This is a genomic window from Mycolicibacter kumamotonensis, from assembly GCF_002086285.1.
In the GTDB taxonomy this organism is placed as follows: Bacteria; Actinomycetota; Actinomycetes; order Mycobacteriales; family Mycobacteriaceae; genus Mycobacterium; species Mycobacterium kumamotonense.
On sequence record NZ_MVHU01000011.1, the window covers coordinates 81289 to 97432 of the forward strand.

Here is a 16144-nt window from a genome sequence, read left to right on the forward strand (position 1 = left end):
CGAGCAGACACAGAATCGCCCAATTCCCGGGGGAATTGGGCGATTCTGTGTCTGCTGGGCGCGGAAACCGGTTAGCTGCTGAGGGCTTTGCCGGCGCTGTGCAGGTCGTTGCAGGCCTCGATGACCCGCTCCGTCATGGCCGCCTCGGCCTTCTTGAGGTAGCTGCGCGGGTCGTAGGTCTTCTTGTTGCCGACCTCGCCGTCGACCTTCAACACCCCGTCGTAGTTGGTGAACATGTGCCCGGCGACGGGACGGGTGAACGCGTACTGGGTGTCGGTGTCGACGTTCATCTTCACCACGCCGTGCTGCAGCGCCTCTTCGATCTCGGACTTCAGCGAGCCGGACCCGCCGTGGAAGACGAAGTTGAACGGCTTGGAGCCGGCCGCCAGGCCCAGCTTGGCCGACGCCACCTTCTGGCCCTCGCCCAGGATCTCCGGACGCAGCTTGACGTTGCCCGGCTTGTAGACGCCGTGCACGTTGCCGAAGGTGGCGGCCAGCAGGTACTCGCCGTGGTCGCCGATGCCCAGGGCGTCGATGGTCTTCTCGAAGTCGTCCGCGGTGGTGTAGAGCTTCTCGTTGATCTCGGCTTCCACACCGTCCTCTTCGCCGCCGACGACGCCGATCTCGATCTCCAGGATGATGTTGGCGGCGGCCGCCTTGGCCAGCAGCTCCTTGGCGATGGTCAGGTTCTCGTCGATCGGCACCGCCGAGCCGTCCCACATGTGCGACTGGAACAGCGGGTTCTTGCCGGCCTTGACCCTGTCGGCGGAGATCGCCAGCAGCGGACGCACGAAACCGTCCAGCTTGTCCTTGGGGCAGTGGTCGGTGTGCAGGGCCACGTTGATCGGGTATTTGTCGGCGATGACGTGGGCGAACTCGGCCAGCGCCACCGCGCCGGTCACCATGTCCTTGACGCCGAGGCCCGAACCGAACTCCGCCCCACCGGTGGAGAACTGGATGATGCCGTCACTGCCGGCATCGGCGAAGCCCTTGATCGCCGCGTTGATGGTCTCCGACGATGTGCAGTTGATCGCCGGGAACGCGTAGGAGTTCTCCTTGGCGCGCCGCAGCATCTCGGCGTAGATCTCCGGGGTGGCGATAGGCATGGAACTCTCTCCTCCTGGCTGACCGAACCTGCCCTCGAGTATCTCAGGGACGGTTTCCGCAGCAGCCCCGGGTATGTTGGTGCGTCATGAGCACGACGGTGGCGGCGATGCCCCACATCTTGGATCCGATGTACTGGATCGGGCAGGGCGGGGTATTCGAGCACGCCGTACTGCCGGCCATCCTGGTGATCGTCTTCGTCGAAACCGGTCTGCTGTTCCCGCTGTTGCCGGGCGAATCGCTGCTGGTCACCGGTGGCCTGCTGGCCGCGGCGGGCAACCCCGACATCTGGGTGCTGGCGCCGGCGGTGGCGCTCGTGGCGATCCTCGGCGATCAGACCGGCTATTTCATCGGCCGCCGTCTGGGGCCGGCACTGTTCAAGAAGGAAGACTCGCGCTTCTTCAAGAAGCACTATGTGACCGACTCACATGCCTTCTTCGAAAAATACGGCCCGGTGGCGATCATCCTGGCCCGCTTCGTGCCGTTCGCACGCACCTTCGTCCCGGCGATCGCCGGCGTGTCCTACATGCGCTACCCGGTCTATTTGGCCTTCGACATCGTCGGCGGGATCCTGTGGGGCGCCGGGATGACGCTGACCGGCTATTTGCTGGGTACCAAGGTTCCCGGCATCACCGACCACCTGGAATTGATCATCCTCGGGATCCTGTTCGTCTCGCTGCTCCCGGCGATCTTCTCGGCGACCAAGGCCTACCTGGCGCGCCGGCGGAACCGCGCGGCCGACACACCGGAGGATGAATCCGCGCTCAGTACGCCGACCCCGGAGTAGGTCCGCTCGGGCGGGTCGAGGCCACCGCGTGGGCGGCCTCCATCAGCATCCAGCCCGACAGCTGCACCGAGAGGTCGCGTTCGGGCACCTCGGACTCGTAGACGGCGCCGGCGATGGAGGTGGCCACCGCGCCGTCGGCGCGCGGCAGGTCGGCGGCCCGGTCCCAGAACGCCCCGAACAGCGGCAGCCCGTCCACCGACTGCCGGTAGTCCCATGCCGATTTCGCCGACGTCAGCACCAGCTCGGCGGCGGTGTCGCGCGCGGTGATGTCGGCGGTGGAATCACCCGGCAGGGCGGTGGCCACCAACGCCAGGTACCGGGCGGTGATCCCGGCGAACAGGCCGCCGTCGCCGCCGCCGGCGCCCTTGAGCACCCCGCCGGGGGCCATCTCCTGGTGCACCGCGGCGACCAGCCGGTGCACGCGGGCGGCGTGCCGCGCGCTGTCCGGCGACCCCGTGCGCACCGCCAGCTCGGTCTCCAGGCCCAGCACCACGCCCTGGCAGTAGGTGTACTGGGCCCGCACCAGCGAACCGGCCCTGATGCCGTCGAACACCAGGTGCGTGTCCGGGTCGATCAGGGTGGCATCGATCCAGTCGCCCATCTCCGTCGCGCGCTGGAGCCACTCGGGTTCGCGAGCCAGGAAGATCCCGGCCGGCCCGTTGGCCGGGGCGTTGAAGAAGGGCTCGGTGAACTGTTCATCCTTGCGCCAGGGGATCCCGCCGCCGGCCTCGGGCATCCAGGAGTCGGTCAGTTCCCGGGTCAGGGTGCGCAGCGCACGGTGCCGGTCGATACCGGTGACGGCACAGGCCCGCTGGATGGCCAGCGCCAACCACGCCATGTCGTCGTAATAGGCGTTGCCCCAACGGAATACGTTACGGATCCGGTGGCTGCGGATCTGCCGCTTGATCCGGGTGACCCGCTCGGCTTGCGGGTCGCGGCATTGTGCGTCGACGAGGCAGTCCAGCAGGTGCGCCTGCCACCAGTAGTGCCAGTGCGGGGCGCGCCGGATCGGCGGCCAGGCCACCACGCCCAGCTGGGTGCCCGGTAGATGCCACAGCGCTTTGAGGTGTCTGGCGGTGACGGCGGCCTCGGCGCTGGCGGCCCGATTCGCCCAAAGCAGATCCATAGCCGAAGATCCTGCCCTACCAGCTCAGGTCGCACGGCCACAACCGTCGTTGGCTGCCCGCCCCGGACGCCGCATCAGGTAGGCCAGCGCGACGACCGCCGCGGCGAGCCCGGACAACGCGGCGACACCCAGCGCCCAGCGCGGGCCGAACGCGTCGGCGATCCAACCGATCAGGGGCGCACCGATCGGTGTGGTACCCACCGCGATGGCCAGCCGCAGCGCCATCACCCGCCCGCGCATCACCGGGTCGGTGGTCAGTTGCATCAGACTGTTCGTGGCATTGGTGAACGTCAGCGTGCAGACCCCGATCACCGCGAGCGCGACGCCGAACAGCCAGACTCCGGGCGCCACGGCCGCGAATGCGAAGCCGACGCCCAAGACCGCCGCGCTGATGAGCAGTGACGGGAAGCGGGGCCGTTCCCAGCCCGCGGCGAGCAGTGCCCCGGCGAGCGTGCCGACCGCCATCACCGAGGACAACAGCCCGTATTGGTTTGCGCCGCCGTGGAAGACCGTGACCGACATGGTCGAGATGAAGATCGGGAAATTGAGTCCGAAAGTACCGATCAGAAACAGCATCCACAGGATCGCCTTGAGGTCTGGGCGCGCCCAGACGTAGCGCAAGCCCTCCATGAGGTTGCCCCGGGCCGGTCCGACCGCACGAGGGTTGGGATGGAGTTCGCGCACCCGCAGTAGCCCCAGCGAGGCGAGCACGGCGCCGAAGGACGCCGCATTGATCAGAAACGCCCATCCGGTGCCGACGGCGGCGATCAGCACACCGGCGACGGCCGGGCCGATCATCCGCGCGGCATTGATGGACGCCGAATTCAGCGCCACCGCATTGGAGAGATCGTCGTCTTCCACCAGATCCGAGACAAACGTCTGGCGCGCCGGCATGTCGACCGCGCTGACACAGCCCGACAGCAACGCCAGGACGTAGACGTGCCACAGCTCGACCAGGCCGGTGACGGTCAGGACACCGAGGACGAGCGCCAGGAATCCCAACGCCGCCTGGGTGGCGATCAGGAGTCTGCGCCGGTCGAAACGGTCGGCCGCGTAACCGGTCCAGGGCAGCAAAAGAAGCTGGGGCCCGAATTGCAGGCCCATGACGACCCCGACGGCGGTTCCGCTGCGGGCGGTGAGCTCGGTCAGCACCAGCCAGTCCTGGGCGGTGCGCTGCATCCAGATACCGATATTGGAGACCAGGGCCCCGCCCGCCCAGAGCCGATAGTTGAAGACCTTCAGCGACCTGAATGTGCTTCTGACCATGCCTGGCTTCCCCGTTGATTCACCGTCGCTGCTACCAGGCGTTTTCCAGATTGCCATGCTGGGCGATCCAGGTGTGCATGACGATCCCGGCGGCCACCCCGACGTTGATGCTGCGGGTCGAGCCGAATTGGGCGATCGACACCAGCACGTCGGCGCCGGCGCGCATCTCGTCGCTGAGGCCGGGGCCCTCGGAGCCGAACACCAGCAGGCAGTCCGCCGGCAATGCGGTCTGCTCCAGGCGCACCGCCCCGGCGACGTTGTCCGCCGCGACCACCGTCAGGCCCTGTCGCGCGGCGAAGTCGAGCAGTCCGGCCACATCGTCGTGGTGTTGCAGCCGCTGGTAACGGTCGGTGACCATGGCGCCGCGCCGGTTCCAGCGCCGCCGCCCGACGATGTGCACGGTGTGCACCGCGAACGCGTTGGCGGTGCGCACCACCGAGCCGATGTTGGCGTCATGCCCGAAGTTCTCGATCGCGACGTGAAGGGCGTGCCGCCGGCGGTCGATGTCGGCGATGATCGCCTCGCGGGTCCAGTAGCGGTAGGCGTCGACGACGTTGCGGGCATCGCCGTCCCGCAGCAGCTCCGGGTCGTAGCGCGGGTCGGCGGGCGGCTCGCCCGGCCACGGCCCGACGCCGTTGGCGGGCGGGAACCACTCGGTGGGCCCGGGATGATCCACCGGGTCGTTCACGAGGTCGTCCATACCGCGGCGTGGGTGCCCACCACCGATACCGAGGCGTAGAGCACCGCGGCGCTGATCTCCCCGTGGGTGCACAGCGACGTCGGCACATGCACCGAGTTCAGCGACGCCTCCGGCAGGATCAGCACCGATGAGCCGAAGGCAAGGCAATCCGGGCCCAACCCGGGCATCGGCGTGGACGGTCCGGCGAGGAGCATCAACGGCCCACCGCGTGCCTTCGCGTCGTCCCGGTACTGCGCGGCGAGCGCGTCGGCGGTCAGGCTGATCACCATATATCCGTTGCCCGAGAAGGCTTTCGGGTCCCCGAGGGCGGCCGGCGCCAGCGGCACACCGTCGGCCCGGTAGGCGGCCACACCCTGGGTGGTGAGCACCAGGCCGGTGTCGTAGGGGTTGATCGGCGGCAGCCCCACCGGGAACGCCGCGCCGTAGGCGACGGTGGTGTCCTTGATCCGGTCGGCCGGCGAGTAGGCGTAGATCCCGCGCACCGCGCTGCGTTCCTTCAGCGGGCCCAGGCATACGGTTCCGTCCAACCGATCGGGTTCGCGGTCCGACAGTGGCGTCGGCGTCAACTCCCCCAGCGCGTCGCAGCTGCCCAGTCCGGTGGCCTCCACCGGGCGCGCCGGGGTGCCGTACACCCCGAACCGCAGGTCGTTGGCCGCGGCGTGCTCGGCGTCCGGGTCGGCGAGACGACCCTTGACGTCGATCAGCACGTGGTCGACTTCCCAGCGCAGGTTGGTCAGCGTCAGCTCCCAGCCCAGCAGGGTCAGCGCCTCCCCGAGCCGGGTGCCCTGGGCCCCGTAGGGACCGGTCGCAGCCGGCCCCGAGCAGGCCGTCACGGCGGCAACGGCCAACGTCAGCAACGCCGTGATCAATGTCCGCACAACCGGGCTCAGCCCAATCCGAGCTCGGCCAGGCCGAGCACGCTGCGGTAGGGCACACCCTCGGCCTCGATGGCTTCGGCCGCTCCGGTCGCACGGTCCACCACGGTGGCCACCCCGACGACGTGCCCGCCGGCTTCTCGCACCGCACGCACCGCGGTCAGCGCCGAGCCGCCGGTGGTGCTGGTGTCCTCCACCACCAGGACTCGGCGCCCACTGACCTCGGCGCCTTCGATAAGACGTTGCATGCCATGGGTTTTCACCGACTTACGCACCACGAAGGCGTCGATCGGCCGTCCCGGGGCGTGCATGACGGCGGTCGCGACCGGGTCCGCGCCCAGGGTCAGTCCGCCCACCGCGACGTAGTCCCAGTCGTCGGTGAGCTGGCGGACCAGCCGGCCGATCAGCGCGCCGGCCCGGTGGTGCAGGGTGGAGCGGCGCAGGTCGACGTAGTAGTCGGCTTCGGCACCCGAGGACAGTGTCACGCGCCCGTGGACCACCGAGAGTTCGCGGACCAGTGCGGCAAGTTCGTCGCGTTCGTCGCTGTTAAGTGCGCCCACGGCCCCGCCCGAAGGTGTTGGTCAGTGTCCGCGACAGTCCCCGCGGAATCAGTCGGCTGGCGCCTGCCAGCGCCTTGTAGTGCAGGCCCGGAATGCTGATGATCTCGCCTCGGGCGATGTCGGCCAGGCTGGCTGCGACGACGTCGTCGACCTCCATCCACAGAAACGACGGCAGCGTGGCCATGTCGATGCCTGCGCGCTGGTGGAATTCGGTGTGCACATAGCCCGGGCAGACCACGTGGATGCCCACGCCGGTGCCCTTGAGCCCGCCGGCCAGTCCTTCGGTGAACGACACCACCCAGGCCTTGGACGCCGAGTAGGTGGAGCCGCGCCCGGACAGCAGGCCGGCGACGCTGGCCACATTGACGACGGTGCCGGCGCCGGCGGCGATCATCGCGGGCAGCGCGGCCCGGGTCAGCTGCATCACCGCGGTGACGTTGACGTCCAGTTGGGCCTGCAGCAGCGCGGGGTCGGCGGTCCAGAACTCGCCGGAGGTGCCGAAACCGGCGTTGTTGACCAGCACCCGCACCCCGGCGCGCAGGCGCTCGGCGACCTTGGCCCGGTCGTCGGCGTCGGCCAGGTCGGCGGGCAGCACCTCGACATCACAGCCGTGCCTGCCCCGAAGTTCGGCCGCCATCGCCCCCAGGCGCTCGGCATCGCGGGCCACCAGGATCAGGTCATAGCCGTCCGCGGCATACCGGCGCGCGTAGCCCGCGCCCAACCCGGAGGTAGGCCCGGTGACCAGGGCCGTGGGTCGTGACATGAGGGATAGCGTATGTCAGCGCTGATAGTGCGCGGTCTGCCGCCCGTTGCGGCCGGGGGCTGGGGCGTGCAGCATGCCCGACGGCTCCTCGCGGGCCGTCCGGCGCCGCGGCCGAGGTTCGGCGGCGGTGTTTGCCGATGGTGGAGCGGACGACCGGGGCGCAGACGGCGCCTGCTCGGCGGCGCTGTCCTCCGAAGACTCCACCGCACCGCCCGATCCCAGCGGGCGGCTGGGCTGCCCGTTGCGCCGGGCCGCCGGCTTGGCGGAGGCAGCGCCAGCTTCGACCGGCTGGCGGCGCGGCATCGGCGGCAGCACCCGCAGCAGATCGTTGAACTGGCGCACGCAGCGCAGGCCCTCATCCCACTGGGCGCGGGTGCTGGTGACCGGCATGCTCACCAGGGTCCAGTTCGCCTCGTTCCACATGATCTCCGCGCAGTCCGGGGCGGTGTGGGCGAAGGTGACCATCCGCCGGTCACACGCCCGGCGTGCCGCGTCGAGGTTGGTGGAGTAGACCATCCGCGGGCCGATCGCCCCGAGCAGCCAGATGTCGTTCTCGCGCGGCTCCTTGAGGCCCTTGAGCCGCACGTCGACGACGACGTTGGTGCTGACCTTGCGGTGCAGGGCGATCACCGTTGCGACTTCGTCGAGGTCGAAGATGTAGACCGCCTCGCCGCGGATCTGGCCCAGCACCACGTTGCGCACGGGCGCGTCGCCCACCGTCGACATCACGCCACGTTTCCAGCGTCGCAGGATCTCGGTGGATTCCGGTTCGAAGTCGAAGCCTTGCGAGCGGGCCCAGGACTTACGGCGGCGGCTGCGGCCGCGGCGCTGGTCGAGATCCACGTACAGCAACACGCCCGCGCCGACGAAGCACAGCGCGGACAGCGTGAACCAGAGCGGGACCATCGTGCCTAGCGTATCTGCTGTCGGCCCGGAAGCGAGAACGCTTGCCGGTCACAACCGTGCATCAGGACCGTTCCAACAGGTCAACGTCATGCATCAATGGTATTCGGCCCGACCCCACCGAAGATGGTTTGACCGCCGCCGGCCGGGCTGTAGGAGATGTAGATCGGCTGCTGGGCGAACGGGATGTTGCCGGTGTTCATGGTGTCTCCGGAAGTCACCGTCGGGGAGTTGAAGACCCCGTTCACGTTATGCACCGTGTACTCGTACAGCAGGTTGTTGGTGCCGTGCTGATAGACCGCGATGGTCGTGCCGTCCGGTAGGCCGCCGTTCTGCTGCGGCTGGATGCCGTTGAGCACCGAGGACGGCATGGTGCCGTACACCCCACCGGAGTCGACCACCGCGGAGACCGGCTGGGGCGTCGAGCCGTTGATGCTCAGGTCCAGGGTGGTCCAGGGTGCCCCTGCGACCGCAGTCCCGCCCGTTAACGGGTTGGCGCCGAAGATCAACTCCTTGTCGGCCTGGTCGATCAACAGACCCTTTCCGAGATCCCCCGGGAGGTCGGCGGTCGGAATGTGATCGGGTGTCGGCCCGAGCGCATTGGGTCCGACCCCCAGCACGCCGACGACGTTGGCCGGGCCCAAGTAGTCCTGGATGGACCACGGCCCGAAGATGTTGAAGTCCGCCGGGAAGGCGAACAGCACGGCGTCGACACTGGTGTCGGCGGTGACCGTGTCCCCGGCCGCGTCGGTGAAGGTGACGGTGGTGGGCAACTCCACATAGAAGTAGTCCAGCGCACCGCCGAACTGACCGATGTTGAACCCGGTGGGCAGTCCGGTGATGCCGAACGGGTTGATGTTCCAGATCGGCATCACCAGGCCGGCCGCGCCGGTGTCGACCAGAACGTCCGCTGCCGAGCCGCCGCCCACCGAGACGCTCACCACGGGTTCGGTGGTCGCGTTGACCTCCATGGGGACGGTGAAGGTGTCCGGGACGACGGTGTCCGAGCTTGAGGCGACGGCACTGCCGGCCGTGCTCGTGTCGGCCGCCCCGCCGAACAGCCACTGCTCGAGGTCGTTGATCGGGGTGTAGACCAGGTTCTGGTACCAGCCGTCGAGCAGGGAGTCCAGCGAGGCCAGAGCCGAACCGGGGTCGGTATCGACGGCGATTCCGGGGTCGACCGCACTGAGCGCGTCGATGATCGGCTGAAACAGGTCGTCGAAGTCGGCGTGCGCCGCCGGGGCGGCCCCGAACGCCAGGAACGCCCCGACCGTCGCGGTCGCACCTACCACTTGGCGGCGATGAACTGCCATCTCGGAGACCTCCCCGCGCACGAGGGCCGCGAACAGCCGCGACCGCCCGCGGTCACGCTAACTCCCTATAGGGCGCAGAACACCAGAGGATTCACCCAAGAAACAGCCAAGATTCTCGGGGCTTCAGCGCAGGCCGTTACGCCATCACGGTTCGATGGGAGTGCCACCGATAATGGTCTGCCCGCCGGGCACGAGGTAGTTGATGTAGACCGGCTGCTGGCCGAACAGCCAGTTTCCGGTGTTCATGCCCCCGTTGGCGCCGATCACGACCGGGCTGCGCACCTCTCCCGCCTGGGAACCCACGGTGTAGGAGTACAGCGGCGTTCCGTCCTTGGTGTACACCGCAATCGTCGTCCCGTCGGGCAACGTTCCGTTGGCGGTCGGCGTGACGCCGCCGAGCACCGACGACGGCATGGTGCCGTACACCCCGCCCGAGTCGATCACCCCGCGGACGTCGGTGGGCGTCGAGTCATTGATGCTCACCTTGAGGTCGGCCCACGGTGCACCCTCAACCACCGTGCCCCCCGCCAACGGGTTGTCCCCGAAGATCAATCGGCCGCCCGGCTGGTCGATCAGCACGCCGTTGCCCAGAGTTCCAGGCAGATCGGCGGTGGGAATGTGGTCGGGAGTGGGCCCGAGCGCGTTGGGTCCGATCCCCAGGACCCCGGTGGAGGAGCCGGCCAGGTAGTCGTAAATCGACCAGGAGCCAAAGGGATTGAGGTCTGCGGGGAACGCGAAGAGCACGGCATCGACCGTGGTGTCCGCGGTGACCGTGTCCCCGTTCTCGGCGGTGAACGTGACCGTGGTGGGCAGCTCCAGATAGAAGTAGTTCAGCGCACCGCCGAACTGGCCGATGTTGAACCCGGTGGGCAGGCCGGTGATGCCGAAGGGGTTGATGTTCCAGATCGGCAAGACCAGCCCCGCCGCCCCGGTGTCGACCAGCACGTCCGTCTGCGCGCCGCCGCCGACCGAGACACTGATCACCGGTTGGGTGGTGAGGTTGACGTCCATCGGAACGGTGAAGCTGTCCGGGAGCGTGGTGCTGTCCGCGTCGTAGGCGACAGCACTGCCCGGCAGGTCCGGACCGAACAGCCACGGTGCGATGCCGTGCAGCGGGGTGTAGACCAGGTCCTGGTACCAGCCGTCGAAGAGGGTGTCCAACGAGGCCAGCGCGGAACCCGGCTCGGTAGCGTCGGCAATGCCGGGATCGACCCAGCTGAACGCATCGATGATGGGTTGGAACAAGTCGTCGAAGTCCGCGTTCGCCGCCGGCGCGGTGTTCAGTGGCGCCACGCCCACCGCCAGGAACGCACCTACCGCACCGACTGCCCCGACCAGGCGATGACGACGACCCGACATGACATGCCTCCGGATTAACGACGAAATTGGAAAACATTGGACTTTCTCAGCAGCCGTTACGTTAACCGATTAACTTCGCCACCGCATCTGCACCTACAACCGGGCAAAGAGTAAGGCCCCCGCCGGGCGGCGGGGGCCTTACTCTCAACCGACCGTCAGCCCAGGATCAGCGAGTCGCCGTCGGGGCTGACGTTGACCGGCACGGTGTCGCCGTCATGCACGTCACCGGCCAGCAGCAACTTGGCCAGCTGGTCGCCGATGGCCTGTTGGATCAGCCGGCGCAGCGGCCGCGCCCCGTACATGGGGTCGAATCCGCGCTGCGCCAGCCACTTCTTGGCCGGTAGCGACACCTCCAGGGTCAGCCGGCGCTGCTGCAGCCGCCGGCCCAGCTGAGCCAGCTGGATGTCGACGATCTGCACCAGCTCCTCGGGGTTGAGGCCCTCGAAGATCAGCACGTCGTCGAGCCGGTTGATGAACTCCGGCTTGAACGCGGCCCGCACCGCGGCCATCACCTGCTCGTCGCTGCCACCCGATCCCAGGTTGGAGGTCAGGATCAAGATGGTGTTGCGGAAGTCGACGGTGCGGCCCTGGCCGTCGGTGAGCCGGCCCTCGTCGAGCACCTGCAACAGCACGTCGAACACGTCCGGGTGCGCCTTCTCCACCTCGTCGAAGAGCACCACGGTGTAGGGCCGGCGGCGCACCGCCTCGGTCAGCTGACCGCCCTGGTCGTAGCCGACGTAGCCCGGAGGCGCACCGACCAGCCGTGCCACCGAGTGCTTCTCGCCGTACTCGCTCATGTCGATGCGGACCATGGCCCGTTCGTCGTCGAACAGGAAGTCGGCCAGCGCCTTGGCGAGCTCGGTCTTGCCCACCCCGGTGGGGCCCAGGAACAGGAACGATCCGGTCGGCCGGTTGGGGTCGGCGACCCCGGCCCGGCTGCGCCGCACCGCATCGGCAACCGCCTGCACCGGCTTGCGCTGCCCGACGACCCGCTTGGCGAGCTCGTCCTCCATGCGCAGCAGCTTGGCGGTCTCGCCTTCCAGCAGCCGCCCGGCCGGGATGCCGGTCCAGGCGCTCACCACATCGGCGATGTCATCGGGTCCGACCTCCTCCTTGAGCATGACCTGCTCCCGGGCCTCGGCCTTGGGCAGTGCCGCCTCGAGCTTCTTCTCCACCTCGGGGATGCGCCCGTAGCGCAGCTCGGCCGCCTTGGCCAGGTCGCCGTCGCGTTCGGCACGGTCGGATTCACCGCGCAGCGTTTCCAGCTCTTCCTTGAGTTCCCGCACGACGTCGATGGCGTTCTTCTCATTCTGCCACCGTGCGGTGAGCTCCGCCAATTTCTCCTTGTGGTCGGCCAGCTCGCTGCGCAGCTTCTCCAGGCGCTCCTTGGACGCGGCGTCTTCCTCCTTTTCCAGCGCCATCTCTTCGATCTCCAGGCGGCGCACCAGCCGCTCGACCTCGTCGATCTCCACGGGCCGGGAGTCGATCTCCATCCGCAGCCGGCTGGCGGCCTCATCGACCAGGTCGATCGCCTTGTCCGGCAGGAACCGCGCGGTGATGTAGCGGTCACTCAAGGTGGCCGCGGCCACCAGCGCGGAGTCGGTGATGCGCACCCCGTGGTGCACTTCGTAGCGATCCTTGAGCCCGCGCAGAATGCCGATGGTGTCCTCGGCCGACGGCTCGCCGACGTAGACCTGCTGGAAGCGGCGCTCCAGGGCGGCGTCCTTTTCGATGTACTTGCGGTACTCCTCGAGCGTGGTCGCGCCGACCAGCCGCAGCTCGCCGCGGGCCAGCATCGGCTTGATCATGTTGCCGGCGTCCATCGCGCCCTCGCCGGTGGCGCCGGCGCCGACGATGGTGTGCAGCTCGTCGATGAAGGTGATCACCTGGCCGGCGGCGTTCTTGATCTCGTCGAGGACGGCCTTGAGGCGCTCCTCGAACTCGCCGCGATACTTGGCACCGGCCACCATCGAACCCAGATCCAGCGCGACGACGGTCTTGTCGCGCAGGCTGTCCGGGACGTCGCCGGCGACGATGCGCTGTGCCAGGCCTTCGACGATCGCGGTCTTGCCGACGCCGGGCTCACCGATGAGCACCGGGTTGTTCTTGGTGCGCCGGCTCAGCACCTGCACCACCCGGCGGATCTCGGTGTCACGGCCGATCACCGGGTCGAGCTTTCCCTCGCGGGCGCGGGCGGTCAGGTCGGTGGAGTACTTCTCCAGCGCCTGGTAGCTGGCCTCGGGGTCGGGGTTGGTGACCCGGGCGCTGCCGCGCACCTTGACGAAGGCCTCCCGCAGCGCCTGCGGCGACGCGCCGTGGCCGGTGAGCAGCTTGGCGACATCGGAGTCCCCGGTGGCCAACCCGACCATCAGGTGCTCGGTGGACACGTACTCGTCGTCCATCTCGGTGGCCAGCTGCTGGGCGACGGTGATCGCCGCCAGCGACTCGCGGGACAGCTGCGGTTGCGCGCTGGCTCCGCTGGCCTGCGGTAGCCGGTCCAGTAGGTGCTGGTTCTCGGCGCGGATCGTCGCCGGGACCACACCGACCGCCTCCAGCAGCGGCGCGGCGATCCCGTCGTTCTGAGTCAGTAGAGCCTGCAGCAGGTGTGCGGGCCGGATTTCGGGGTTGCCGGCGGCGGTGGCCGCCTGCAATGCCGCGGTCAAGGCCGCCTGCGTCTTGGTGGTCGGGTTGAACGAGTCCACGACACCTCCATTCGGGGTCAGAGCGGACCCAGAAGGGCCCGACAAAAATGCTTCTCGGCTTGTTCAACGGCGTCAAGGTTGAGTCTGTTCCGCTCAAGTCCATTTTTTTGCCGCATGCGGTCCTGCACGCCAGCGCACTGTCAGGCGCGCTCACCGCCCTGGCCCTGGACTGGGCCGGCGGGCGGCTCCCGGTCAGCCGCACCGGGCTCGGCGGCTACCCAACCGGGCTGGTGCTCGCAGGCCTCGGCGGACGGCCGCGTCCAGAAGTAGAGAGCCAGCCAGGCGCCATAGCCGACGGCCATCCCGGCGTACATCACGGCCGGATCGGTTTGGCCGTGCACGCTGAGGTACAGCACGACACCGGCCAACAGCGCCGGCAGTACCGCCACGGGGCGCCTCACGGCGAACGCACCGGCGACGAGCACGATCGAAATGATCAGCAGACCCGGGCTGATCCGGTGCAGCACGTCGAGCAGGCCGCCCCACCAGCCCCGGGCGTCCGCGCCCCCGTGCGCAGCATGGCCCATGCCGGCGGACGCGGACGCCCCCACGCCCAGCAGCACCAGGATGGCCGGCAGGCAGCAGGCCAGCGTGCAGGTCAAGGCGGCGATGACACCCGCCAGCCCGAACCGGCGGCCCGCCGTGGAGCGCAGCCGGCGCCGATCAGGACATTCTGCTGGGCGTGGCATATCCGCCTTCCGTCGAAACCTTCCGTCGAAACCTTCTGTGAACCTATACCCCGTATGGGTATAGCGCAAGCTCTGTGCTGCTGTCGCCGGCGGACGGCACCGAACCGATACGGTGCTGCCATGACGTCCGGCTTGGGTTCCGTATGGACCGCGTTGATTCCGCTCGCACTGGTGGTGGCGCTCTCCCCGATCACCGTCATTCCGGCGATACTGGTGCTGCACACCCCGCGCCCGCGCGAGACGGGGCTGACCTTCCTGATCGGCTGGCTGGCGGGCCTGGCCGCACTCACCGCGGCCTTCGTAGCGGGATCGGGCCTGCTGGGCGGCCTGGACAAGACACCGCCGGCCTGGGCGTCGTGGTTGCGGATCGCGGTCGGTGCGGCGCTGATCGCGTTCGGCATCTACCGCTGGACCGCCCGGCACGGACACGGCGAGATGCCGGGCTGGATGCGCTCATTCACGACGATGACCCCACTGCGCGCCGGGTTGATGGCCGCGGTACTGGCCGCAATCCGCCCCGAGGTGCTGTTCATGTGTGCCGCCGCGGGCCTGGCCATCGGCAGCGCCGGCCTCGGTGCGGCGGGCGCCTGGCAGGCGGCCGCGTTCTTCGTCGCCGTCGCCGCGTCCACGGTCGTGATCCCGATCCTGGGCTACCTTGCCGCCAGTCACCGGCTTGATCCCGCGCTGGGCCGGCTCAAGGACTGGATGGAGCAGCAGCACGCCGCGCTCGTCGCCGTCATCCTCGTCCTCATCGGTGCGATGGTGACCTACAACGGGATTCACGCGCTGTAGCCGCTAGGGCGCCGGGCCAGCATAAAATCGCGGCCGTGGGCCTAGACGACCGTGACGCGCTGCTGGTGCTGCGCGACGCGTTCGGCACCTCGAACAGCACCGACGGCTTCGTCGGCCGCCTGTTCACCCGCTGGTTCGGAACCGACCCGTCGGCCCGAGATCTGTTCCCGGCCGACCTGTCCGCCGTCCGCGCGGCGTTCGCCCAGGCCATGAGCTGGGTGTACGGCGAGCTGGTCGCCCAGCGCGCCCAAGAGCCCGTCGCGTTCTTGGCGCAACTCGGTCGTGATCACCGTAAATACGGTGTGACGCAACATCATTACGACACCATGGGCCGGGTGCTCTATGCCGCCCTGCGAGACGAGCTGGCTGATGACTTCACGCCCGCGGTCGAGGACGCGGCCCGCGAGTCGCTGAATCTGATCATCGGGGTGATGGGCGGCGCCGCCGACGCCGAAGAGGGCCCGGCCTGGTGGGAGGGCACCGTGGTGGAACACCTACGGGTCTCCCGCGACTTGGCCGTCGTCCGGATCCAGCTGGACCACGCGCTCCCCTATCACCCGGGCCAGTACGTCAAAGTCGAGGTGCCACAGTGCCCCCGCTCCTGGCGCTACCTGTCGCCTTCCATGCCGGCCGACGAGACCGGCGCGATCGAATTCCACCTGCGCGGGGTCCCAGGCGGGCTGGTCAGCACCGCGATCGTCAACGAGACCAGGCCCGGGGACCGCTGGCGACTGTCCAGCCCGCACGGCGGCCTGCATGTCGACCGGGAGGCCGGTGACGTGCTGATGGTGGCCGGCAGCACCGGCCTGGCGCCGCTGCGGGCGATCATCATGGACCTGACCCGGTGGGGTGTGAACCCGCGCGTGCACCTGTTCTTCGGCGGCCGATACCCCTGCGAGCTCTATGACCTGCCTACGCTGTGGCAGATCGCGGCACACAACCCGTGGCTGTCGGCGACCCCGGTGTCGGAGTACCCGGGTGACCCGAACTGGGCCGCCGACTACCCGGACGTGACACCGCCGCGGGGCTTGCACCTGCGGCAGACCGGCCGGCTGCCGGACGTGGTCACCCGCTATGGCAACTGGAGCGACCGCCAGATCCTGATCTGCGGCGGCCCCGAGATGACCCGCGCCACCAAGGCGGCATTGGTCGCCAAAGGCGCTCCCGAGCAACGCATTCAACACGACCCGCTGTCGGAGTGAGAA

The 16144-nt window shown here is 68.8% G+C and carries 15 protein-coding genes; 3 read left to right on the top strand and 12 right to left on the bottom strand.

Features of this window, described 5'->3' with window-relative positions; translation table 11 throughout:
* Positions 1-71: 71 nt before the first annotated feature.
* On the bottom strand, positions 72-1106 hold the full coding sequence (fbaA, locus tag BST28_RS09820; protein WP_083080837.1) for a class II fructose-bisphosphate aldolase: 1035 nt from the start codon (positions 1104-1106) through the stop codon (positions 72-74).
* 86 nt (positions 1107-1192) lie between these two features.
* Between fbaA and BST28_RS09825 the strand changes: the two genes are divergently transcribed.
* On the top strand, positions 1193-1891 hold the full coding sequence (locus BST28_RS09825; protein WP_083080839.1) for a DedA family protein: 699 nt from the start codon (positions 1193-1195) through the stop codon (positions 1889-1891).
* Here the strand turns inward: BST28_RS09825 and BST28_RS09830 are convergent.
* The 11 genes from BST28_RS09830 to BST28_RS09880 form a co-directional block, all read right to left on the bottom strand.
* The gene (locus tag BST28_RS09830) at positions 1869-3017 is read right to left on the bottom strand and encodes a glycoside hydrolase family 76 protein (RefSeq protein ID WP_083080840.1); all 1149 of its coding nucleotides are present in this window, start codon (positions 3015-3017) and stop codon (positions 1869-1871) included. The two genes, BST28_RS09825 and BST28_RS09830, sit on opposite strands and share 23 nt — an antisense overlap.
* Positions 3018-3041: 24 nt before the next feature.
* On the bottom strand, positions 3042-4283 hold the full coding sequence (locus BST28_RS09835) for an MFS transporter (RefSeq protein ID WP_083080841.1): 1242 nt from the start codon (positions 4281-4283) through the stop codon (positions 3042-3044).
* A gap of 31 nt (positions 4284-4314) precedes the next feature.
* Positions 4315-4983: a TrmH family RNA methyltransferase gene (locus BST28_RS09840; protein WP_065288435.1), complete on the bottom strand. Its 669-nt coding sequence runs from the start codon at positions 4981-4983 to the stop codon at positions 4315-4317.
* A complete protein-coding gene (locus BST28_RS09845) occupies positions 4968-5861 on the bottom strand; it encodes a hypothetical protein (RefSeq protein WP_019737333.1) in 894 nt (297 codons plus the stop codon). Before BST28_RS09845 ends, BST28_RS09840 begins: the two co-directional genes overlap by 16 nt.
* Before the next feature lie 8 nt (positions 5862-5869).
* The gene (gene pyrE / locus BST28_RS09850) at positions 5870-6418 is read right to left on the bottom strand and encodes an orotate phosphoribosyltransferase (RefSeq protein ID WP_019737334.1); all 549 of its coding nucleotides are present in this window, start codon (positions 6416-6418) and stop codon (positions 5870-5872) included.
* Positions 6405-7181 (bottom strand): SDR family NAD(P)-dependent oxidoreductase, encoded by a 777-nt coding sequence (locus BST28_RS09855; protein ID WP_019737335.1) that lies wholly within the window; start codon positions 7179-7181, stop codon positions 6405-6407. Before BST28_RS09855 ends, pyrE begins: the two co-directional genes overlap by 14 nt.
* A 15-nt stretch (positions 7182-7196) precedes the next feature.
* Positions 7197-8087: a trehalose monomycolate transport factor TtfA gene (gene ttfA / locus BST28_RS09860; protein WP_083080842.1), complete on the bottom strand. Its 891-nt coding sequence runs from the start codon at positions 8085-8087 to the stop codon at positions 7197-7199.
* Between the two features lie 86 nt (positions 8088-8173).
* Positions 8174-9397, bottom strand: coding sequence for a PecA family PE domain-processing aspartic protease (locus BST28_RS09865; protein WP_043336758.1), 1224 nt, complete (start codon positions 9395-9397; stop codon positions 8174-8176).
* 144 nt (positions 9398-9541) lie between these two features.
* The gene (locus tag BST28_RS09870; protein WP_065288432.1) at positions 9542-10756 is read right to left on the bottom strand and encodes a PecA family PE domain-processing aspartic protease; all 1215 of its coding nucleotides are present in this window, start codon (positions 10754-10756) and stop codon (positions 9542-9544) included.
* Between the two features lie 155 nt (positions 10757-10911).
* Positions 10912-13458 carry an ATP-dependent chaperone ClpB gene (clpB, locus tag BST28_RS09875; protein ID WP_065288431.1) on the bottom strand — a complete coding sequence of 849 codons (2547 nt, stop codon included), beginning with the start codon at positions 13456-13458 and terminating at the stop codon, positions 10912-10914.
* 140 nt (positions 13459-13598) lie between these two features.
* Positions 13599-14147 (bottom strand): hypothetical protein, encoded by a 549-nt coding sequence (locus tag BST28_RS09880; RefSeq protein WP_234808244.1) that lies wholly within the window; start codon positions 14145-14147, stop codon positions 13599-13601.
* A 120-nt stretch (positions 14148-14267) separates the two neighbouring features.
* Between BST28_RS09880 and BST28_RS09885 the strand changes: the two genes are divergently transcribed.
* Together BST28_RS09885 and BST28_RS09890 are read left to right on the top strand one after the other, a co-directional pair.
* Entirely contained in the window at positions 14268-14939 is a 672-nt protein-coding gene (locus BST28_RS09885; protein WP_065288430.1) for a GAP family protein, read from the top strand.
* Between the two features lie 35 nt (positions 14940-14974).
* A complete protein-coding gene (locus tag BST28_RS09890; protein WP_065288429.1) occupies positions 14975-16141 on the top strand; it encodes an FAD-binding oxidoreductase in 1167 nt (388 codons plus the stop codon).
* Positions 16142-16144: the final 3 nt, after the last annotated feature.

What these genes read in the sequence shown, in the direction of transcription:
- BST28_RS09880 (WP_234808244.1), bottom strand. Translation starts at nt 14,147, where the DNA reads ATGCCACGCCCAGCAGAATGTCCTGATCGGCGCCGGCTGCGCTCCACG.
- BST28_RS09835 (WP_083080841.1), bottom strand. Translation starts at nt 4,283, where the DNA reads ATGGTCAGAAGCACATTCAGGTCGCTGAAGGTCTTCAACTATCGGCTC.
- ttfA (WP_083080842.1), bottom strand. Translation starts at nt 8,087, where the DNA reads ATGGTCCCGCTCTGGTTCACGCTGTCCGCGCTGTGCTTCGTCGGCGCG.
- BST28_RS09865 (WP_043336758.1), bottom strand. Translation starts at nt 9,397, where the DNA reads ATGGCAGTTCATCGCCGCCAAGTGGTAGGTGCGACCGCGACGGTCGGG.
- BST28_RS09840 (WP_065288435.1), bottom strand. Translation starts at nt 4,983, where the DNA reads ATGGACGACCTCGTGAACGACCCGGTGGATCATCCCGGGCCCACCGAG.
- BST28_RS09870 (WP_065288432.1), bottom strand. Translation starts at nt 10,756, where the DNA reads ATGTCGGGTCGTCGTCATCGCCTGGTCGGGGCAGTCGGTGCGGTAGGT.
- BST28_RS09885 (WP_065288430.1), top strand. Translation starts at nt 14,268, where the DNA reads ATGACGTCCGGCTTGGGTTCCGTATGGACCGCGTTGATTCCGCTCGCA.
- BST28_RS09830 (WP_083080840.1), bottom strand. Translation starts at nt 3,017, where the DNA reads ATGGATCTGCTTTGGGCGAATCGGGCCGCCAGCGCCGAGGCCGCCGTC.
- BST28_RS09855 (WP_019737335.1), bottom strand. Translation starts at nt 7,181, where the DNA reads ATGTCACGACCCACGGCCCTGGTCACCGGGCCTACCTCCGGGTTGGGC.
- fbaA (WP_083080837.1), bottom strand. Translation starts at nt 1,106, where the DNA reads ATGCCTATCGCCACCCCGGAGATCTACGCCGAGATGCTGCGGCGCGCC.
- BST28_RS09825 (WP_083080839.1), top strand. Translation starts at nt 1,193, where the DNA reads ATGAGCACGACGGTGGCGGCGATGCCCCACATCTTGGATCCGATGTAC.